19 protein-coding genes are annotated in these 20974 nt (G+C 62.6%); 11 read left to right on the top strand and 8 right to left on the bottom strand.

The window, feature by feature from the left end; translation table 11 throughout:
- The 3 genes from AC245Y_RS01165 to AC245Y_RS01155 all read right to left on the bottom strand — a co-directional run bounded on the left by AC245Y_RS01165 (position 1) and on the right by AC245Y_RS01155 (position 3531).
- Positions 1–384, bottom strand: a complete 384-nt coding sequence (locus tag AC245Y_RS01165) for a cupin domain-containing protein (protein ID WP_012755968.1) — start codon at positions 382–384, stop codon at positions 1–3.
- A gap of 2 nt (positions 385–386) precedes the next feature.
- Positions 387–1595 carry an acetyl-CoA C-acetyltransferase gene (locus tag AC245Y_RS01160; protein WP_012755967.1) on the bottom strand — a complete coding sequence of 403 codons (1209 nt, stop codon included), beginning with the start codon at positions 1593–1595 and terminating at the stop codon, positions 387–389.
- A gap of 139 nt (positions 1596–1734) precedes the next feature.
- Positions 1735–3531 (bottom strand): acyl-CoA dehydrogenase C-terminal domain-containing protein, encoded by a 1797-nt coding sequence (locus tag AC245Y_RS01155; protein WP_012755966.1) that lies wholly within the window; start codon positions 3529–3531, stop codon positions 1735–1737.
- A 270-nt stretch (positions 3532–3801) separates the two neighbouring features.
- Here AC245Y_RS01155 and AC245Y_RS01150 point away from each other — a divergent pair, with 270 nt between their 5' ends.
- The 7 genes from AC245Y_RS01150 to AC245Y_RS01120 all read left to right on the top strand — a co-directional run bounded on the left by AC245Y_RS01150 (position 3802) and on the right by AC245Y_RS01120 (position 12600).
- Entirely contained in the window at positions 3802–4503 is a 702-nt protein-coding gene (locus tag AC245Y_RS01150) for an SDR family NAD(P)-dependent oxidoreductase (RefSeq protein ID WP_012755965.1), read from the top strand.
- Between the two features lie 86 nt (positions 4504–4589).
- A complete protein-coding gene (locus AC245Y_RS01145) occupies positions 4590–4955 on the top strand; it encodes a VOC family protein (RefSeq protein ID WP_012755964.1) in 366 nt (121 codons plus the stop codon).
- Between the two features lie 326 nt (positions 4956–5281).
- Positions 5282–9073 (top strand): peptidoglycan-binding protein, encoded by a 3792-nt coding sequence (locus AC245Y_RS01140; RefSeq protein ID WP_017992866.1) that lies wholly within the window; start codon positions 5282–5284, stop codon positions 9071–9073.
- Positions 9074–9387: 314 nt separating this feature from the next.
- On the top strand, positions 9388–10311 hold the full coding sequence (locus AC245Y_RS01135; RefSeq protein WP_003556284.1) for a sulfite exporter TauE/SafE family protein: 924 nt from the start codon (positions 9388–9390) through the stop codon (positions 10309–10311).
- Positions 10311–11111: a TIGR02186 family protein gene (locus AC245Y_RS01130; RefSeq protein ID WP_012755962.1), complete on the top strand. Its 801-nt coding sequence runs from the start codon at positions 10311–10313 to the stop codon at positions 11109–11111. Before AC245Y_RS01135 ends, AC245Y_RS01130 begins: the two co-directional genes overlap by 1 nt.
- Before the next feature lie 201 nt (positions 11112–11312).
- Complete coding sequence (locus tag AC245Y_RS01125) at positions 11313–11870, top strand: dihydrofolate reductase family protein (RefSeq protein ID WP_017992863.1); 558 nt, start codon at positions 11313–11315, stop codon at positions 11868–11870.
- 148 nt (positions 11871–12018) lie between these two features.
- Positions 12019–12600 carry a transglycosylase SLT domain-containing protein gene (locus AC245Y_RS01120; protein WP_003545252.1) on the top strand — a complete coding sequence of 194 codons (582 nt, stop codon included), beginning with the start codon at positions 12019–12021 and terminating at the stop codon, positions 12598–12600.
- Between the two features lie 32 nt (positions 12601–12632).
- Here AC245Y_RS01120 and pdeM read toward each other — a convergent pair whose 3' ends face one another.
- The 3 genes from pdeM to AC245Y_RS01105 all read right to left on the bottom strand — a co-directional run bounded on the left by pdeM (position 12633) and on the right by AC245Y_RS01105 (position 16697).
- Positions 12633–13358 (bottom strand): ligase-associated DNA damage response endonuclease PdeM, encoded by a 726-nt coding sequence (gene pdeM / locus AC245Y_RS01115; RefSeq protein WP_032996226.1) that lies wholly within the window; start codon positions 13356–13358, stop codon positions 12633–12635.
- Positions 13359–13401: 43 nt separating this feature from the next.
- Positions 13402–15912: a ligase-associated DNA damage response DEXH box helicase gene (locus AC245Y_RS01110; RefSeq protein ID WP_017992861.1), complete on the bottom strand. Its 2511-nt coding sequence runs from the start codon at positions 15910–15912 to the stop codon at positions 13402–13404.
- 152 nt (positions 15913–16064) lie between these two features.
- Complete coding sequence (locus tag AC245Y_RS01105; protein ID WP_017992860.1) at positions 16065–16697, bottom strand: YitT family protein; 633 nt, start codon at positions 16695–16697, stop codon at positions 16065–16067.
- Positions 16698–16829: 132 nt separating this feature from the next.
- Here AC245Y_RS01105 and AC245Y_RS01100 point away from each other — a divergent pair, with 132 nt between their 5' ends.
- Positions 16830–17330, top strand: coding sequence for an RrF2 family transcriptional regulator (locus AC245Y_RS01100; protein ID WP_020486909.1), 501 nt, complete (start codon positions 16830–16832; stop codon positions 17328–17330).
- A 22-nt stretch (positions 17331–17352) separates the two neighbouring features.
- On the top strand, positions 17353–17814 hold the full coding sequence (locus AC245Y_RS01095) for a carboxymuconolactone decarboxylase family protein (protein WP_487762860.1): 462 nt from the start codon (positions 17353–17355) through the stop codon (positions 17812–17814).
- A gap of 387 nt (positions 17815–18201) precedes the next feature.
- Here the strand turns inward: AC245Y_RS01095 and AC245Y_RS01090 are convergent, their stop codons facing one another.
- Positions 18202–18837 carry a YitT family protein gene (locus AC245Y_RS01090; protein ID WP_012755954.1) on the bottom strand — a complete coding sequence of 212 codons (636 nt, stop codon included), beginning with the start codon at positions 18835–18837 and terminating at the stop codon, positions 18202–18204.
- A gap of 211 nt (positions 18838–19048) precedes the next feature.
- The gene (locus AC245Y_RS01085) at positions 19049–19981 is read right to left on the bottom strand and encodes a class I SAM-dependent DNA methyltransferase (RefSeq protein WP_026157243.1); all 933 of its coding nucleotides are present in this window, start codon (positions 19979–19981) and stop codon (positions 19049–19051) included.
- 201 nt (positions 19982–20182) lie between these two features.
- Between AC245Y_RS01085 and AC245Y_RS01080 the strand changes: the two genes are divergently transcribed.
- Positions 20183–20449, top strand: a complete 267-nt coding sequence (locus AC245Y_RS01080; protein WP_003545236.1) for a DUF6460 domain-containing protein — start codon at positions 20183–20185, stop codon at positions 20447–20449.
- A gap of 1 nt (position 20450) precedes the next feature.
- Positions 20451–20948, top strand: a complete 498-nt coding sequence (locus tag AC245Y_RS01075; RefSeq protein WP_017992853.1) for a CAP domain-containing protein — start codon at positions 20451–20453, stop codon at positions 20946–20948.
- Positions 20949–20974 lie beyond the last annotated feature (26 nt).

Raw genomic sequence — 20974 nt, 5'->3', positions numbered from 1 at the left:
TCAGGCCGGCAAATGGCTGCGCTGCGCGTCTAAGGTCTTCGTCTTTTCGGTGACGACATCGCCGGTGTGCTTGGTCAGCGACGGCTCGAAAAGCACGATCCAGCATTCCTCCTCAGCAACAGGATTATGCTCGACACCCCTTGGCACGACATGAAAATCGCCACTCTTGAGATGCACATGCGGGCGGTCGCGATATTCGATGGTCAGCGCTCCCTTCCAGATGAGGAAAAGCTCGTCTTCGTCGCGGTGGGAATGCCAGGCGAGCTGGCCCCTAACCTTGGCGAGCTTGACGCTCTGGCCGTTGAGATCGGCGATGACGCGGGGCGACCAGTGCTCGCTGACCTCGGCATATTCGGTTTCGATCGTGCCGGTGTTGAAGCCCATCGTCAGACCCTTTCGATAACCGTTGCCGTGCCCATGCCGGCGCCGATGCAGAGCGTCACCAACGCGGTGTTGAGGTCGCGGCGTTCAAGCTCGTCCAGCACCGTGCCGAGGATCATCGCGCCGGTGGCGCCGAGCGGATGGCCCATGGCGATGGCGCCGCCATTGACGTTGATCCTGTCATGGTCGATGTCGAATGCCTGCATGTAGCGCAGCACCACGGCAGCGAAGGCCTCGTTCAGTTCGAAGAGGTCGATGTCGGAAAGGCTCATGCCTGATCGTTTCAACAGCTTCTCTGTGACGTCGACGGGCCCGGTCAGCATCAGGGCCGGATCGGAGCCGATGTTGGCGAAAGCCTTGATGCGGGCGCGCGGCTTCTTGCCCATGCTCTGACCGCCGGCTTTGGAGCCGAGCAGGACGACACTGGCGCCATCGACGATGCCGGAGGAATTGCCGGCATGGTGGACATAGTTGATGCGCTCGATCTCCGGATGGGCCTGGATGCCGACGGCCTCGAAGCCGCCCATCTCGCCGGGCATCTGGAAGGACGGATTGAGGGAGGCGAGCGCCTGCATATCGGTGCCGGGACGCATATGCTCATCCTTTGCCAGGATCGTCAGGCCGTTCTGGTCCTTGACCGGGATGACCGACTTGTCGAACCAGCCCTTTTCCCAGGCATGGGCGGCACGCTTCTGGCTCTCGACCGCATAAGCGTCGACATCGGTTCTGCTGAAGCCGTATTTGGTGGCGATCAGATCGGCCGAGACACCTTGCGGCATGAAATAGGCCGGAAAATTCACAGAAGGGTCCATGAACCAGGCGCCGCCGGACATGCCGAGGCCGACGCGGGACATGCTTTCGACGCCGCCGGCAATGACAATATCGTCGGCGCCTTGGGCGATCTTGCCGGCGCCGAAATTGACGGCATCGAGGCCGGAGGCGCAGAAGCGGGAGATCTGCATGCCGGGTGCCTTGGTGGAGTAACCGGCTTCGAAGGCGGCGGCCTTGGGGATGACGGCGCCGGCATCCATGACCGGATCGACGCAGCCCATGATGATGTCGTCGACCGTGGCCGTGTCGAGCCCGTTGCGGTCGCGGATCGCTTCCAGCGTCTTTGCCGCGAGGCGAACGGAGGGCACCTCATGCAGGGCGCCGTCCTTCTTGCCGCGGCCGCGCGGCGTACGCACGTGGTCGTAAATGAAAACCTCGGTCATTGTCTCATCTCCCTGACGGCGCGGCGGCGCCGGTGAATTTCGTTCTTCCCTCTTCTCCCCAGCGGGCCACCTCTGCCTGGGTCGAGCCACCGGTCTCGACCCGTCCTTCGGACCCCCGCTGGGGAGAAGAGGGACACAATCAAAACGCTTCGGCGGCCAGTTCCATCATCGTGTCGGCGCCGGCTTCGATGCGGGCCTTGCGAAGCGCGGTTTCCGGCATCAGGCGTTCCATGAAGAAGCGGGCGGTGACCAGCTTGTTCTTCAGGTACTCCTCGCGGGCGGCATCGCCGGATGCAAGGCCGTCCTCGGCGGCCTTGGCCATCTTCGCCCACATATAGCCGAGAATGACGAGGCCGAAGAGGTGCATGTAGTCGGTCGAGCCGGCGCCGGCATTGTCGGGTTTGGCCATGGCATTCTGCATGAACCACATGGTCGCGCCCTGGGCATCGTTCAAGCCCTTCTTCAGATGCTTGGTGAAGAAGGAGAGCTTTTCGTTGCCGCGGTTCTCCTCGCAGAAATCGCCGATCTCCTTGAAGAGGGCCATCGCGGCGCGGCCGCCGTTCAGCGCCAGCTTGCGGCCGACAAGATCGAGCGCCTGAATGCCGTTGGCGCCCTCATAGATCATGGCGATGCGGGCATCGCGCACATACTGGCTCATGCCGTGCTCTTCGATATAGCCGTGGCCGCCGAAGACCTGCTGGGCCATGACGGCATGATCGAAGCCCTTGTCGGTCATCACGCCCTTAAGGATCGGGGTGACGAGGCCGAGAATATCGTCGGCCGTCTGGCGCTCCTTCTCGTCGCTGGCGCGGTGAGCGATATCGGACTTCAGCGCGGTCCAGAGCAGGAAGGCGCGGCCGGCCTCGTTGAAGGCGCGGATGGTCATCAGTGTGCGGCGAATGTCCGGATGGACGATGATTGGATCGGCCTTCTTGTCGGGCGCCTTGGGGCCGGACAGCGAGCGGCCCTGGATGCGGTCGCGGGCGTAGCTGGCGGCGTTCTGATAGGCGATCTCGGAAATGGCGATGCCCTGCAGGCCGACCATCAGGCGGGCCTCGTTCATCATCACGAACATGGCGTTGAGGCCGCGGTTTTCGGCGCCGATCAGGAAGCCGGTCGCCTCGTCGTAATTCATCACGCAGGTGGCGTTGGCGTGGATGCCCATCTTGTGCTCGATGGCGCCGCAGGAGACAGCGTTGCGGGCGCCCGGTGCGCCGTCCTTGCCGACGAGAAATTTCGGAACGATGAAGAGCGAAATGCCCTTGGTGCCCTCGGGCGCACCCTCGATGCGGGCCAGCACCAGATGAATGATATTGCCGGTCAGGTCGTGCTCGCCGGCGGAGATGAAGATCTTCTGGCCGGAGATCTTGTAACTGCCGTCAGCCTGCGGCACCGCCTTGGTGCGCAGCATGCCGAGATCGGTGCCGCAATGCGGCTCGGTGAGGTTCATGGTGCCGGACCACGTGCCGTCCACCATCTTCGGCAGATAGGTGGCCTTCTGCTCGTCGGAGCCGTGGACGAGGAGTGCGGCGATCGCGCCCTGTGTCAGGCCTGGATACATCATCAGCGACATGTTGGCGGCGGAGGTATATTCGCCGACGGCGGTATGCAGCGTATAGGGAAGCCCCTGCCCGCCGAATTCCTCCGGCACCGCAAGGCCGATCCAGCCGCCTTCGCGATAGGCTTTATAAGCCTCTTTGAAGCCCTTCGGCGTCGAGACGCTGGCATCGTCGTGGCGCGTGCAGCCTTCCTGATCGCCGGAATAGTTCAACGGAAAGAGAGCTTCCTCGGCAACCCTTCCGGCCTCACCGAGGATTGCTTCGATCATATCGGGGGTCGCATCGGCAAAACCCGGCAGATTGTTGTAGCGTTCGAGACCCAGCACGTCGTTCAAGACGAAGAGCGTATCGTTCACCGGGGCCTTGTAGACTGGCATCTCTCAAATTCCTCCCATTCGACTGACCGGATCGCGCCGGCCTTGGGCACTGTCTTACAAAATATTGACGTTTGCGTAAACGTCAAAGTCCGCACTTGTGCCGTCTTTTCTTGAAAAAATTCGAGAGCATGAATCCGCGGGCCATAAAGCGCCGAAAGGAGCAAACGCCATCTCATCTTGCTTGTCCATCGCAACGGAGTCACCGCCGGGCAGTAGCGCAAGTCGTTCGGACTTCCTAAGTCTTTCGGACGATTCATCGAGGAAGACATCATGACCGACTTTCCCTATGAGAGTGCGCTGATCGTCGGCGCGGGCTCCGGCATCAGCGCATCGCTTGCCCGGCAATTGTCGGCGCAGGGCGTCAAGGTCGGGCTCGCCGCCCGCAATATCGAGAAACTGCAAGGGCTCATCGAAGAGACCGGCGCCAGCGCCTTTACAACAGATGTCTCGCAACCTGCGAGCGTCGCAGCACTCTTCGAAGAGGCTGCCGCCGCAATCGGCGGGCCTGACGTGGTGATCTTCAATGCCAGCGCTCGTCAGCGCGGCCCGCTCGCAGAACTCGATCCCGCCGATGTCGAGAAGGCGATTGCGACCTCCGCTTTCGGCGGTTTCCTGGTGGTGCAGCAGGCAGCGCGGCGGATGATCCCGCGCGGCCGCGGCGCCATTCTGATCACCGGCGCGTCGGCAAGCGTGAAGGGCTTTGCGCAATCAGCCCCCTTCGCGATGGGCAAGTTCGCGTTGCGCGGCCTTGCCCAGAGTGCAGCCCGCGAACTCGGGCCGATGGGCATCCATGTCGCGCATTTCGTCATCGACGGCGCGGTGCGCTCGCAGATCCGGCCGGACCGGGTGGAGAAGCCGGATGGCACGCTGCTGCCGGAGGCCATCGCCCAGACCTATATCGACGTGCTTCGCCAGCACCGCAGCGCATGGTCGCTGGAGGTGGAAGTCCGGCCCTGGACGGAGAGCTTCTGAGCTCTTGCTATAGACGGATACAGCAACTTTCGCGGCGGCTTCAAACAGGCTAGACTTTGCCGTCAATGCTGGCTGGGAGGACACCAATGCCGCGCCTGGACCACGTCACCATCGAAACCCGTGATGCCCCCGTCATGATCGGTTTTCTGGAAACCTTGCTCGGCGTCAGGGAAGGCTATCGGCCACCCTTCGCCTCGCCCGGCCATTGGCTCTATCTCGACGAGTGCCCGGTCATTCATCTCAGCCTGACATCACGCAGCACCGATTTTCCGCCCGGCATCTTCAACCACGTCGCCTTCAGCCTTTACGAATTCGAGCCGGCGCTGGAACGCATCAAGGCGACCGGCTATCGCTACGAATATTACGATATTCCCGACACCGATCTCGGCCAGGTCTTCGTCTATGGCCCCGAAGGCGTGAAAATCGAGCTGCAATATCCCAGGCCCGCCTGAGCGCAGCGTCGCCATTCGATGTGACGCGTCCGGGGGCAATTGCCGCCAAAAACGGCGTTTTGAACACAAACGTTAAAAAATTCCCATCGACATTAACGGCTTGTTTACCACGTTTCGTGAAAGGTGCGGATTGAGCAGTAGCGATCCGCATTCCTTTTCCCAGTCTCGCGTTCCCTTAGGATGCCGCTACATCGTTCAGCTTGAGGAAAGTCTAATTGACTATCGTCTTATGAATGGTGCGCTCAGGTCCGCGTAAAGCGGGCAGCAGACGAAAAGCCAAAGATCGAGCTCTGACGAGGGGTCGAGCAGTCGAAGCGAGCAAGAAGATGAACGGATCGCGATCAAATCCTTCCCGACAGTCCGACAGGACCTCGCTCGATGCGCTGAACCGCACGATCGAAGGGCTGGAGGCGCGCATCGAAGGGCTGATGGGCAGCGGGCGCGAACAGCGGCCGCGCACGGCAGCGGCCGAGCGCGATCCTTATGCCGCTTCCCATGCTCCCCGGCCCGCAAAGGCCCCGCCCGAGCCGCGGCCGGATCCGCTCGCCGAAATCCGTCAACGCCAGCGCGCGCTTGAAGCTAGCCGCGAGCGGCCTTATGCACGCGAACAGGCCCCGCAGCTTCGTGAACCTGCGCCTCGCGCCGCTGCCCCAGTGCCGGCGCCGGCCTTGCGCGCCGGCAACGACACGATGACGGAGATCGCCCAGGCGCTCGTCAACCTGCGGCAGGACCTGAAGCGCGACATTTCCGAGGGCGTCACCCGCGAGATGAACGCGTTGCGCGCCGAGCTGCGCGAAATCAAAACAAATGCCGGAGACGGCCGTTTCGCCGACGACATGCGCGCCGATATGGGCCGCCTTGCCCAGAGCATCACCCAACTGACCGGCCGCTCCGTCGCACCGGAGGCCACCGGCCTTCGCGAGGATTTCGAAGAGCTGCGCTCGCTGATGGACGGGCTGGCGCGCGAGGATTCGCTGCGCCATATGGAAAACCGCTGGGACGGTTTCGAAAACCGGCTTGCGGCGCTCGATACCGAGGGGCTGCAGGAAGAGCTCGTTTCGCTCGCCTATCGGCTCGACGACATCAAGCGCCATATCGGCGGCATGGGCGAGAGCCCGGCCGTTCGGGCGCTGGAAGACAAGCTGATCTCGATCGCCACGGCGATGGAGCATTTCGGCAATATGATCCAGCCGCACGACCGGGTGATGTCCGAACAGTTCGCCGCCATGGATATGCGGCTCGACGAGATCAGCCGGGCAATCGCTGCAAGCGGGCGCACGGCCACCACGAATGATCCGGGCCTTATGCAGCGGCTGGAAAATCGGCTGGAGGCGCTGGCCGATCAGATCGACCTGATGAGCCATGATGCGGCCAGCCGCGTGAACCCGGCCGACGAGCTGGCGATGCGGCTGGAGGCGCTGACGGGACGCGTCGAGGAGATGACGAAGGCGGAAGCGACGTCGCGGCTGGACGAACGGCTGGAACATCTCTCCTATCTGCTGGAGCGCACGCAGGAGACGGCGCCGCAGGCCGACCTCACCGGCACGCTTTCCGACATTTCCCGCAAGATCGACGCGCTTGAGAACGGCGCCGTCAACGACGTGCTGGCGCAGCGGCTCGACCATCTTGCCCGGCGTATCGACGAGATGGCCCATCAGCAGCAGGCGCCGGCGCCTGCTGCTGTAGCCGACGACAGCGCCTTCCTGCGTCTCGAAGGACGGCTGAGCGACATTGCCGCCCGCCTGGAGGAAAGCACATCGGCAGCGCCGACCGATCCGCGGGCGCTGAAGAACCTCGAAGACCAGATCGCCAATCTGTCGGCGCTGATGAGCGCGCCGCGCGAGAGCGCTGTAATACCCCCCGAATTCGACCAGCGCATGGGCGCGATCGAAGACTATATGGCGACGAGCGACGAATATATCATCGAGGCCGCACGCCAGGCGGCAGAGGCCGTGGTCGAAGCCTATTCGCGTCATGGCGGCCCGCAGGGTGTCATGCCGGCCGCCGACATGTCGGCGCTGACGGCGCTGGCCGAGGATCTGCGCCACCTCGAGGATCTCAGCCGCGACAGCGAGGAACGCACGCACAAGACTTTCCAGGCGCTGCACGAGACGCTGGTGCATATCGCCGATCGGCTCGACGGCATGGAAGATCGCGGCCGGCCGCTCGCCCAGATGCCGGTCGCCGACGTCGATTTCGATGTCGATCCCTATGCCCTGATGGTGGCCGAAGCCGAGCTGAACAGGACGCCGGCCACTGCCCAGACAGCGAAGGCTTCTCCTGTTATTCGCACGGCCGAGGTCGCCGCCGAACCTGCCGCCCCGGCGCAAGCCACCGCCATGAGCGGAACGAGCGCGATCGCCATCGAAGCCGCGACCAGGACGACGGAAGTTGCGACAGCCGCACGGGCACAGGCCCCGGCGAAGGCCAGCCTGCTCGCCAGCCTCGGCAAGCGGCTGCTGCCCGGCAAGAAAGCCGAGAGCAGGGCGACCGAGCGTCCGATGATCGACCCCGCGCCGTCGATCGATCCCACCGACGTGGTGCCGACGGATGCGGCAAACGAACTGCTCGAGCCGGGCTCGGGCGCGCCTGACGTGAAGAAGATCCTTGAACGGGTTCGCGCCAGCCAGAGTGCGGCACGCGGCAAGCCTGCCGGCGAAACCGATCGCGCCGATTACATCGCTGCTGCGCGCCGTGCGGCACAGGCGGCTGCGATGGAGGTGGATGCCAATCCGAAGCAGGCAGCCGTTAAGGCCGAGAAAAAGGGCGCGAACGCCGACAAGGCCGGCAAGACTTCCGACAAGACGGGCAAGACCAGCGCCTTTTCGCGCTACCGGCGGCCGATCCTGCTGGCCGTCGGCGCCGTGCTGCTCGCCATCATGGCCTTTCCGCTCGCCCGAACGCTGACGAGCGGCGAGCGCGCGCCGCAGCCGCCAGCCGAAGTCTCGGCGCTGACGGGTGCTGCGGAAAACCCGGCGCCGCCCTTGCCTGAAGCGACACCTGCCCAGCCGGATGCCGCCGCTCTCGGAACGACCGCTCCGGCAGCGGAAGCTGTACCGCCCGCCGCCGAACAGGCGCAGCCGGAAGCAACCCCACCTGACGCCGGCGAGCATCTGACCGACGTGGCGCCGCTTGACGGCGAAGGGGCTGCGACCCTTGCCCCTCCCGGTCCGTCGGGCGCGGCACAGGAGACATCGGGCTTCGTTCCGAACGCCCCGGCTGCGGCGGCACCCGCACCGGCCATCACCATTCCCGACACCGTCCAGCCGAAATCGCTTGCCGATGCGGCGAGCAGCGGCGATACGCTGGCGCTGTTCGAGATCGGCGCGCGTTATTCGGACGGCCGCAACGGCATGACGGTCGATCAGAAGCAGGCGGCGAGCTGGTACCAGCTTGCGGCGGATAAGGGCTTTGCGCCCGCGCAATACCGGCTCGGCAGCATGTACGAGAAGGGCAACGGCGTCGAACGCGACATCACCAAGGCGAAGGGCTTCTACGAACAGGCGGCCAACCAGGGCAATGCCAGCGCCATGCACAATCTCGCCGTGCTCTACGCCTCCGGCGCGCTTGGCCAGCAGGATTATGCGACGGCCGCCGCGTGGTTCACCAAGGCAGCGAACCTCGGCATCACCGACAGCCAGTTCAACCTGGCCATCCTCTGCGCCCGCGGCAACGGAGTCCCGGCGGATCTCGAAGAGTCCTACAAGTGGTTTGCGATCGCCGCCAAGGGCGGCGACAAGGATGCGGCGCAGAAGCGCGACGAAGTGGCCAAAGCCATGAAACCCGACCAGCTCGAACGGGCGCGCGCCAAGGTCGATCTCTGGAAACCGGAGCCGGTCGACCACCGCACGAACGCCATCGACATTCCCGACGAATGGGCAGGCACCGGCGCGAAGACGGCGAGCGTCGACATGAAGAAGGCGGTCCGCAACATCCAGGCGATCCTCAACAATAACGGCTTCGACGCCGGCGTGCCGGACGGCGAAATGGGCGCGAAGACCGTGACCGCGATCAAGAACTTCCAGAAGTCGGTCGGCCAGGAGCCGGACGGCAAGGTGACCGATGCGACCGTGAAGGCGCTGCTCGAACGCAACAAGCAGGCCGGCAAAGCGATCTGAAGCGCGTCGCATCGACGCGGGATCGTCTCGACCCTTTCTTCCGGGCAATGAAAAACGCCTGGCGGCACTATGCCGCAAGGCTTTTTCCAATTTTGACGTCGCCTGTCACAAAACCTGAAAAAAGCCGGATTATGCCGGACATATCGATCCGCGCATTCGGCGAATCCTCTGCCACCGATCTCTCCGCCAATCTCTATGGCTAATCATGGGGCCGATCGAAAGCCTCTGGCAACGATTTCACAGTATGGTGCGCATTCGAACGGGGACGTGACAAGAAACCGCCCGGCAGGAGCGGTCATCATTCGGGGTCGGCTGTGACAATCTATCTGCCCATCGCAGAATTGTCGGTGAACATTTTCATCATTCTCGGCATGGGGGCGGCCGTCGGATTCCTGTCTGGAATGTTCGGCGTCGGCGGCGGCTTTCTCATCACCCCGCTGTTGATCTTCTACAACATCCCGCCCGTCGTCGCGGTCGCGACCGGCGCCAACCAGGTTGTGGCGTCGTCGATATCGGGCGCGATCACGCATTTCCGGCGCGGCTCGCTCGACGTCAAGCTCGGCACGGTGCTGCTGGTCGGCGGTCTTACCGGTGCGACGGTCGGCATCTGGATCTTCTCGCTGCTGCGCGCCATCGGCCAGCTCGATCTGATCATCTCGCTGATGTATGTCGTCTTCCTCGGCACCGTCGGCGGACTGATGCTGCTCGAAAGCATCAATGCCATGCGGCGGGCAGCGCGCAACGAGCCGCCCGCACCGCGCAAGCCCGGCCACCAGCACTGGGTGCACAAGCTGCCGCTGAAGGTGCGCTTCAAGAAATCGAAGATCTATCTCAGCGTCATTCCGATCGTCGCACTCGGCTTTGCAATCGGCATCCTCACCTCGATCATGGGTGTCGGCGGCGGCTTCATCATGGTGCCGGCGATGATCTACCTGCTGCGTATCCCGACCAACGTCGTCGTCGGCACCTCGCTGTTCCAGATCATTTTCGTGACCGCCTATACGACGATCGTACAGGCAGCGACGAACTTTTCCGTCGACATCGTGCTTGCCTTCATCCTGATGGTGGCGGGTGTCATTGGGGCGCAATACGGCGTGCGGGTCGGCCAGAAGCTGCGCGGCGAGCAGCTGCGCGCCCTGCTCGGCCTGCTGGTGCTTGCCGTCGGCGTGCGTCTTGCGATCGCCCTGGTGGTGACGCCGGCCGACGTCTATTCGGTGGTGATGGGAGCGGGCAATTGATGCGCCTGGCTGCCGCTTTCATCGCGTTGCTTTGCCTGCTGCCGGCCTCTGCCGGAGCGCAGTGGCTGCCGGGGCAGGCAACGGAAGCGGTGCGTGAAGGGCTGGAGATCGGCACGTCGACCAGCGAAATCGCCATCACCTCGGATTTCCACGGCGCGGATCTGACCATCTTCGGAGCGCTCTCGAACACCGACCAACTGCTGCTCGCTGTCGGCCAATATGACGTGGTCGTAGTGCTGGAAGGCCCGCGCGAGGATGCGACGGTGCGCAAGAAGGAACGCGTCTTCGGCATCTGGGTGAACACCCGCTCGATGACCTTCGAAGCGGTGCCGCACTCCTATTCGATGTCGAGTTCGCGCATGATCGACGACATCGTGACGCCGCTTGACCTGACCGATCAGGGGATCGGCATCGACCACATTCCGCTGACGCCGGTCGGCTTCGTCGGCGACGGCAGCAATCTCGGCGAGTTCCGCGAGGCCTTCCGGCGGCTGCAGCAGGGCGGCGGGCTCTATGACCGCAACCCGAGCGGCGTACGGTTCGTTTCCTCCAACCTCTTCAAGGCCAGCCTGCGCCTGCCGGCAAACATTCCGAACGGGGTGCACAGCGTGCGCGCCTATCTGTTCAAGAGCGGCCTTTTCGTGACCGAGAAATCGCTGCCGCTGCGGGTCATCAAGACCGGCATCGAGCAGACGATCACCGATGCGGCGCATGATCAGCCGATCCTCTACGGCTTTGCGGCAGTGCTGCTCGCCGTGATCACCGGCTGGGGTGCCAGCCTGATCTTCCGCAAGGACTGATCCACAGCCAAGGCGCTCAGGATTTCTTCCCGAAACTAGGCTCGGAAAGACGCTGAGCGCGAAGGCCTGCGGCAGCAGCTGCTTGCCCGAATGTTCTGCTTCAAAAAAACCGCTTGCATTCCGCTATCAGTCGACTTAAATTTCAACCAGTTGTTAAACGCAACCAGTTTTAACGGACGGCGATTCAGAAGGAGGATGGAAATGAGAAAGCTTATCGTCTGGAACCTGATGACGCTCGATGGTTATTTCGAAGGCACGAAGCCGTGGGATATCGACTTCCACAATCTCACCTGGGGGCCTGAATTGCAGCGCTATGCCGAACAGTTCGGTAGGGAAAGCGATCTGCTGGTCTTCGGCCGCAAGACCTATGAGGGCATGGCCTCCTACTGGCCGACCGCCGAGGGCGAAGGTGAGATCAAAACCTATATGAACGGCATCGCCAAGATCGCCGTGTCGCGGACGATGAGCGAGCCCGGCTGGAACAATGCCCGCGTCGTCAGCGATCCGATCCCCGAATTGACCAGGCTGAAGCAGGAGGATGGCAAGACGATCTTGATCTTCGGCAGCGCCGAGCTTGCCGATAGCCTGCTGAAAGCGGGGCTTATCGACGAAGTCAGGGTTTGCCTGGTGCCGGTGATCCTCGGCGGCGGCAATCCGCTTTTCAAACAGGCAGAGGGCCAGCTGCCGCTGAAGCTCATCGAATCCTCGACAACGGAGGGCGGCGCGGTGATCCTGCGCTACGAGCCCGTCAAGGCGTAGGGATTTTGATGCGATGCCGGCCCGGTGGTCAGGCCAGGGTATCCATCCCTGGCCACACAAGGAGGCAGCCGCGGAAGTTCGCATTCGACTAAAAACCGGTTTTTAACATTTACGAGTTAGTAATCTCTCGGAAACGAGAGGTTTTGTCATGCGTACTCGTATCGTTCTGACGGCCGTGGGTCTCGCGCTGCTTGCCGGCTGCGCGACGGCGCCGAAGCAGACGAGGAACATCTGTGCCGTCTTCGACGAGCGCGACGGGCTTTTCTCCAGCTGGCAGAGTGCCGCCGAGCGGACGGAGAAGAAATACGGCGTGCCCGTGCCGATCCTGATGGCGACGATGTATACCGAATCCGGCTTCCAGCCCTATGCGCGGCCACCGCGCACCAAGCTGTTCGGCTTCATTCCCTGGACCCGGCCTTCGACCGCCTACGGTTATTCTCAGGCGCTCGACGGGACTTGGGATCACTATCAGTCGCAGACCGGCAACTGGACCGCGCGGCGGGCGAACTTCGCCGACGCGATCGATTTCATTGGCTGGTATCACTATCAGAACAGCGTGGAGACTGGCATTCCGCTGAACGATGCCTATAATCTCTATCTCGCCTATTATTCCGGGCCGACGGGATACAAACGCGGCGACTGGCGCTCGAACGGGCAGTTGCAGCAGACGGCGCAGAAGTTTGCGCGGATGGCAGGGACGTATCAGCGGCAGCTGCAGGAGTGCGATTGAGCTTAGGTGGTGCCGTCCAAATATGGAGGGCACTACCCCCTCAAGTTCCCATATCTGACCGAATAAATCCGATCCCGCCCCAGCAGATGCGCCACCAGCAAAGCCTTGTCGAACAGGCCCTTCATCGCCTGATGGCCGAGATCCAGACCGCCGCTCATGAGGCCGAAGGCCGGCATCAGCAGGCGGGCGCCGTCGGTGGCAAAGCACGGGCGGCGGACGGATTTCTCGCGGCGGCGGACCGTCGCCGACGGGTGCAGGTGGCCGGCGATCTCGCCGCTTTGCAAGCCGTTCTTCGGCTCGTGCCGAAAGGTCAGGCCGGCATAATACATCTCGTCGGCAGATGTGCCCGGCAGGTCGACGATGCCATCCGGATCATGGTTGCCATTGATCCAGATCCATTCGCGGCCGCGCGCCATCTCGACGATCAGAACGCGAAAATTCTCCGGCAGGTGCTTGGAACCGATGCGGTCGTGGAAATTGTCGCCGAGCGAGATGACGAGCTTCGGATCATAACGCGAGATGACGGCGGCAAGGACGGTCAGCGTTGCCAGCGTATCGTAAGGCGGCAGCATCATGCCGCGGCGGGCGAAGGCTGCGCCCTTTTCCAGATGCAGGTCGGAGACGACGAGCAGGCCGGCATCGGGCAGATAGAGGGCGCCGAGCGGATCGCAGACGGCGGCAATGCCATGGACCGATGTCTCGATGCCTGGTATCGCGGCCAGTCCTGAAATGTCGCGCGCGAGCGCCAGGCGGTTCATCACTTCTCTTATTCCCAAATACGTCAGTCAGGCCCAATTCTCGTCAAGCGAGCGCTTCGGCGATCAGATCGTCCGCCGCTTCGGCGAGCAGTGTATCATGGGCCTCGCCCGGCACCGCCTCGCGTCCGATTTCCAGCATCACCGGCACGGCGAGCGGGGAAATATGGTCGAGGGCGCGGTGGGTGATGTGGCCCCTGATTCGTCTCAGCATATCGCCAAGACGGCCAATATCCAAAAGTCCCGTCGCCGCATCCTGCCGCGTCGCCTGCAGGAGGATGTGATCCGGTTCGTGGCTGCGCAACACGTCGTAGATCAGATCGGCCGAGACGGTGATCTGGCGGCCGCTCTTTTCCTTGCCCGGATGGCGGCGCTCGATCAAGCCTGCAATCACGGCGCAATTGCGGAAGGTGCGCTTCAACAGGAAGGATTCGTCCAGCCAGGCTTCGAGATCGTCGCCGAGCATGTCCTCGTCGAAGAGGTCGGAGAGGTTGAGCCGGCCATTGCGGATCATCAGGCCCATATCCTCGAGGCCCCAGACGGCAAGGGAATAATCGGTGGCGACGAAACCGAGGGGCTTGGCGCCTATCCGCTCCAGCCGGCGGGTGAGCAGCATGCCGAGCGTCTGGTGGGCGAGACGGCCTTCGAAGGGATAGGCGACCATATAGCCGCGGCTGCCGCGCGGGAAGGTTTCGATCAGGAACTCGTCGCGCTTCGGCAGCATCGACTTGTCGTTCTGCAGCGACAGCCAGTCGCGCACCTGATCCGGCAGGCGGCGCCAGCGATCGGGATCGGCGATCATCGCCCGCACCTGCTCGGCGAGATAGGTCGACAGCGGAAACTTGCCGCCATTATAGGAGGGGATCTTCGGATCGAGCGAAAAGGCCTGCGACGCCAAGCACTCGTTTTCGCGGATGCCCTCGAAACGCAGCACCTTGCCGGAGAAGACGAAAGTATCGCCCGGCGACAATTGCTCGAGGAAATATTCCTCGACCTTGCCCAAGGTAGCGCCGCCGCGGCCGATCCTGCCGCCCTCGCCGCGCTTGACCATGCGGATATTCAGCATCGGGCTTTCGACGATGGTGCCGAGGTTGAGGCGATATTGCTGGGCGACCGCCGGATTGGAGACGCGCCAGCGGCCCTCCGCAGTCTTGCGGATACGGGCGTAACGCTCATAGGTGCGGAGCGCATAACCGCCGGTCGCGACGAAATCGACGATGCGCTCGAAGGTTTCCCAGCTCAGATCGGCATAGGGCGAGGCGCTGATGATTTCATCGTAGAGTTCCAGCATTTCGAAAGGTTCGGCGCAGGCCATGCCGAGCACATGCTGGGCAAGCACGTCGAGCGCGCCGCGCCCGACCGGCGGGGTGTCCTGTGCGCCGATATAATTGGCGTCGAGGGCTGCCTGACACTCCATGACCTCGAAACGGTTGGCCGGCACGAGGATCGCCTTCGAGGGCTCGTCCATGCGGTGATTGGCGCGGCCGATGCGCTGGGCAAGACGCGAGGCGCCCTTCGGCGCGCCGACATGGATGACGAGATCGACATCGCCCCAGTCGATGCCGAGATCGAGGGTGGAGGTGGCGACGACGGCGCGCAGCCGGTTTTCGGCCATCGCCGCCTCGACCTTGCGGCGCTGGGCGACATCGAGCGAACCGTGATGGAGCGCGATCGGCAGGTTGTCGTCATTGATCGTCCAGAGCGCCTGGAAAAGCATTTCGGCCTGGCTGCGGGTGTTGACGAAAAGCAGCGTCGTGCGATGTTCGACGAGCTTGTTGTAGACATCGGGAATGGCATATCGGGCGGAATGGCCGGCCCAGGGAATGCGTTCTTCGGTCGACAGGATCGAGATATCGGGTTTGGCGCCGCCTTCGACGACAACGAGGCCGGCATGATGTTCGCTCCCCTCTTCCTGGCCGACCAGCCATTTCTGCAGATCCATGGGTTCGGCGACGGTGGCCGACAGGCCGATGGTCTTGAGGCCGGGGGCAAGGCGGCGCAGGCGGGCAAGGCCGAGCGAAAGCATATGGCCGCGCTTGGAGGTGACCAGCGAATGCAGCTCGTCGAGGACGATATATTTCAGGTCCTTGAAGAAGCGCTCGGCCTCCCGGTTTGCCAGAAGCAGGGCGACCTGTTCGGGCGTCGTCAGCAGAATATCCGGCGGGTTGAGCTTCTGGCGCTGGCGCTTGGCGTTCGGCGTGTCGCCGGTGCGGTTTTCGACGGTGACAGGCAGGCCCATCTCCTCGACCGGCTTCATCAGATTGCGCTCGATATCGATGGCAAGCGCCTTTAGCGGCGAGACATAGAGCGTATGGATACCGGTGAAGGCGGAGCCGGGCGGGATCCGGCCGCGGCGGGTGAGATCGGTGAGCGAGGGCAGGAAACCGGCGAGCGTCTTGCCGGCGCCGGTCGGGGCAATCAGCAGCGTGCTTTCGCCGGCCTCGGCGCGGGCGAGCAGTTCCAGCTGATGGGCGCGCGGGCGCCAGCCCTTTTCCGCAAACCAGCGGGTAAAGGCGGCAGGAAGCAGGGTACGGGCTTCGGAATCGATCTGGTCCACGCCCTGAAAGTAGTGAAACGCCGGGGAAAGAGAAGAGCGGCCAAAGCATGTCGCGCAAAAGTGTGCAGCGGTTTTGCGATAACGACATGCGTAAAAATAAAGAGCTAAAGCGCGAGGAGCGAATCTGAAAGATCGCGACGCGCTTTAGCAATTCACATGGCGATATAGCGGTCCTTGCGGTGGTTGATGGCAATCGTCAGGTTGAGAACGATCGCGCCAAGCACCGAGCAGGCGATGATGAAGGGGCTAGCGACGAAGAAGGAGAGCGCCAGGATGATACCGTCGAAGCCGAGCTGGACGAAGCCGGCGCGCCAGCCGAAGCGATCCTGGATATAGAGGGCGAGAATGCCGATGCCGCCGAGGCTGGCGCGGTGGCGGAAGAGCGCCAGCATGCCGGCGCCGATGACGAGGCCGCCGAAGAGCGCGCCGGCGATGGGATCGACATGCGCCATGCTGACAAAGCCCGAGATGAATTCCGACAGGACCGAGGTCAGCGCGATGGCCGCGAAGGTCTTGATGGTGAAGGCGAGGCCCAAGCGGCGGAAGGCGAGATAATAGAAGGGCAAGTTCACGACAAAGAAGCAGAGGCCGAAGCTGAAGCCCGTCGCATAATGGGCGAGGAAGGCAAGGCCCGCCGTGCCGCCGGCAAGCAGCCCGGCGCTGGAGAGAAGCGTTACGCCGAGCACGGCGAGCATGCTGCCGGCAACGATGCCCTGGGCGTCGTCGAAGAGCGAATGACGGTCGGCGCTGGAATTCAGAAGGCCTGCAAAAGCGTTGGATGCCATGGTGTTCCCCTGTCTGCGTTTCCGTCTTCTATCCGCGGTCAGGATAAAGGCAAGTGGCAGCAGAGAGGACACCTCTTGACAGCTGACATAATCATGGATATTTTTTATCCACGAATTGAGGAGGCCATGTGCATGAAGATGGGCGATGGGGTCGAGCAGGCCATTCACAGCGTTGCGATGCTTTCCGGCCTCTCCGAAGGCGGCGTGCTTTCGGCGGCCGCGCTGGCGGAATTCCATGGCGTCTCGACGAGCTATCTGCTGAAGCATCTGCAGGCGCTGTCGAGCGCCGGCATCCTCGATACCGTACCGGGGCCGAAGGGCGGATATCGGCTGGCAAAAGCGCCGAAGGAGATTTCGCTGCTCGACATCGTGCTCGCGGTCGAGGGGTCTGCGCCGGCGTTCCGCTGCGCCGAAATCCGCCAGCGCGGACCGAACCCGGTCTCCGATCGCTTGTTCGCCAATCCCTGCACCATCAACGCGGTGATGCTGAAAGCCGAACGGGTCTATCGCGCCGAACTCGCCAAGACGAGCCTGGCCGATATCGGCATCGAACTTGCCGCCGTCGACGACGGATCGATCGCAGCTAGGGGCTGCGCCTTCCTTGAAATCCATGAACGCAAGACGGCTCGTTGAGCCATAACAAAGGAGAAAGAGCATGCAACCACGTTTCAATTTCGCCAAAGCCGCTCCCGATGCCTACAAGGCAGTCGCCGCGCTCGAGCAATATGTCCAGTCCTCCGGGCTGGAGCGCCGCTTCATCCACCTGATCAAGCTGCGCGCCTCGCAGATCAACTGCTGTGCCTATTGCGTCGACATGCATGTGAAAGAAGCCCGCCATGATGGACTCTCCGAACAATGGATCAACCTGATGTGCGTCTGGCGGGAATCGCCTGTCTATGACGCCCGCGAACGGGCGCTGCTCGGCTGGGTGGATTCAGTGACCAATATCGCCAAAACAGGGGCGCCCGATGCCGACTACGAGACGCTGAAGGCGCATTTCTCCGAAGAAGAAATGATGAAGATCACGGTGGCGATCGGCGCGATCAACATCTGGAACCGGCTTGCCGTCGGCTTCCGCTCGCAGCATCCGATTGATGCAGCAGCGAAGGCCGCCTGAGATATCTGCTGAGAGGAAATCATCCTTGCAACCGACCCGAAAATCTCGGGTCGGTCGAATATCGGGTCACTCGTGATCCCTGGTGGCCCGTACGGCAACGGCGTCAAACCGATTGCCAGAGAGGTCGACGCTATTGAATAGGTCTCGGACGACTTTCGCAATTTCTTCTGCGGAAGCGCCCTTGGCGTATTCTTCCTGCATACGGCGTCTGACAAGTTTTTCCAAATCTGACATAACTCACCTCATCAAATCCCGCGCGAGATGAGTTTCGCGCCAAGACCGATGACAGGCAAGTTACGTTTTATTTAGAATGGCTTACCGATTGGTAATGTTAGAGCATGTCGCGCAAAAGTGTGCGGCGGTTTTGCTACAACGACAGGCGTAAAACTAAAGCGCGATGTAGCGATCAGCGCGGTGATTGATGGCGACGAAGAGGTTGAGGACGACGGCGCCGAGAACCGAATAAAAGACGACAGGCGGCGTGGTGACGAAGAAGGCGGCGGCGAGCACGCACATATCGATGGCGAGCTGGACGAGGCCGGCGCGGATGCCGAACCGCTCCTGCAGGTAGATACCGAGAATGCCGACACCGCCGAGGCTGGCGCGGTGGCGATAGAGCGCCAGCAGGCCGAAGCCGAGCAGCAGGCCGCCGAGAAGGGCCGCCCAGGCTGGATGGATGCTCGAAATGGACAGGAAGCGCGACTGCACGTCGGCAATCACCGAGGTCAGGCCGATGGCGATGAAGGTCTTGATGGTGAAGGCCATGCCGAGGCGCTTCCAGGAGAGATAGAAGAACGGCAGGTTGAGCAGGAAGAAGGCAAGCCCGAAATTGACGCCGAAGGCATAATGCAGGAGGAAAGCGACGCCGGCCGTGCTGCCAGTGAGAAGGCCGGCGCTGGCGAGCACGTAGAGGCCGAGAGCGGCAACGAGGCTGCCGGAGAATATGCCCTGCACGTCTTCGATCGGCGTGTGGCGCGTCGCAGTCGTATTCCAGAAGCCAAGGGCATTGATGAGCTGTGTCATGTCGCCAGTCTCCACGGCAGACGAGTTCAAGAACGCGCTTGGGAAAACCCGGGCGCGACGGAATTTTGGATCATGAAAGGAGCACGAGCGCCTCGGCGTAATATTGCCGGGCTCTCTGCCGATGCGGTGCAGTATCGGGTTTTTCGGTCTTCCGATCAAGCGAGATAGGTAAGCAATGCTGACCTATTAAAAAATCGCAAGAAATGTTCGCTCACGCCGGCTTCTGCGTAAGGAACAGAATGCCGGAAACCGGTTTTCCGCCATCTTTGCGAATGACCGACTTGACGGTCTTGAGGATTTGGAAGCCGTGACGGGCAAGCAACATCCTGACATAGCTTTCCGAATGGGCGTAGCGCAGAGAGGGAGCGAGGTGAAAGCCGTCGCCCTCACCTGCATCCTCGACGGAAAAGGCGATGTCGGCGCCTGATGCGGCGAGTTCTCCGACGATGGCAAAGACGCTCTCGAGATTGCCGAGATACATCAGCACATCGGCTGCCGTCACCAGGTCGGCGCGATGGCGCGCGGCATCGGCAAAGACGACGGAGAGATCGGGCGCGAGCGAGAGATCGGCCTGGGCGAGACTGTCATAGACATGTTTCTCGGCGGCCTTCGCCAGCATGTTCTGCGAGAGATCGAAGCCTTCGAGGCGGTCGACATTGGCCCGGATCTCCGGGCCGAGCAGGCCGGTGCCGCAGCCGAGATCGACGGCCAGTTCGTAGCGCCTGCCGGTGGAGGCGATAAGCGCGGCCAGTTTCTGCGGGACGCTGTAGTCGAGCTTTTCGACAAGTGCTGATTCGAAACGGTCGGCATAATCGTCGAAGAGGCGCTCGACATAGCGGCTCGGCGGCCGGTCAGGCACGGCGCCATCACCGAGAAGGGCGAGCTTGAGGGCGGCGCCGAAAATGTCATCGGGACCGAGAGCAAGCGTCCTGCGATAGGCATCGATCGCGGCTTCACCCCTGCCCGCCTTTTCCAGGTAGGTGGCGAGGCGATACCAGCCGGCGGCCCAGGCAGGCACGAGCTCGAGGGCCTGCTCCATCAGCTCGGCGGCCGCTTCCGGCTCGCCGCCTTCTTCGAGCATCCGGGCATAATCGGCGCGGCGGTCGGCGATGACATCGCCTGAGGAAAGCTGGTGGGGCTGCATCAATGGGCCTGTAGCTCTTTCTTTTATGCATGTCGTTTTCCCGGAACCGCTGCACACTTCCGGGCGACATCCATTGGCCCGCATTTGGCGGCGGCCACAAAAAAACTCAAGTCCTATTTCAGAGGCGAAGCGGCCAATTCCGGAAAGGGCTTGCGGGCGCCGCGCCGCGACCTTATTCCAAGGGCAAACAGGAGATGGCTTATGTCCGATCAGGCGAACAGGTTCCTCGGTGATTCGATCGGCCGCACATTGATAAAGCTTATCGTGGTGTCGCTGATCGTCGGTTTCGTCATGACCGTCTTCGGCCTGACGCCGTGGGGCATCATCTACGGCATACGCGATTTCATCCTGGAGATCTGGTACCGCGGCTTCTCGGCGCTTGGGCGCGTCGGCGACTATCTCCTCCTCGGTGCGACGATCGTCATCCCGCTCTTCATCATCCTTCGTCTTTTCAGCTACCGCCGGTAACATGACATCCATCGATCTTTCCAGGCGCGGCCTGCTGCGCCTTTCCGGACTTGCGCTCGCCGCCGGCATCGCCGGCTGCACCACGACCCCGCGGATGGCCGGCACGCCGTCGGACGGCGAGGACGAGACGGCGAGCGTGCTGCCGCTCGTCAACCAGCTCAGGGCCAAAAACGGCCTGCCGCCACTTACCGTCGATCCGGCGGCGAGTACTGCCGCCTTGTTCCAGGCAAAACGCATGGCGAGTGTGGGCAAAATGGCGCATCTCATGGGTATGACCGACAGTTTCGGCGCGCGCGTCAAGGCGAGCGGCGTGCGGTTGCCGGCGGCCGAAAACATCGCGTCGGGCCAACAGAGCGTCGATGCCGTGGTGACGGCCTGGATCAACTCGCCGCATCACCTGGAAAACATGCTCGGACGTTATGGCGGCCTTGGCGTCGCCGTCGCCCACAATACATCTTCCAGGAACCTGCCCTATTGGGCCATGGTGCTTTCCAGCTGAGGTGATTCCGCCGGCAGCAGTTCAAG

The organism is Rhizobium sp. SRDI943 (genome assembly GCF_057653695.1).
Note: the sequence above shows the minus strand (reverse complement) of the source record. Positions and strands in the feature narration are given on the sequence as shown.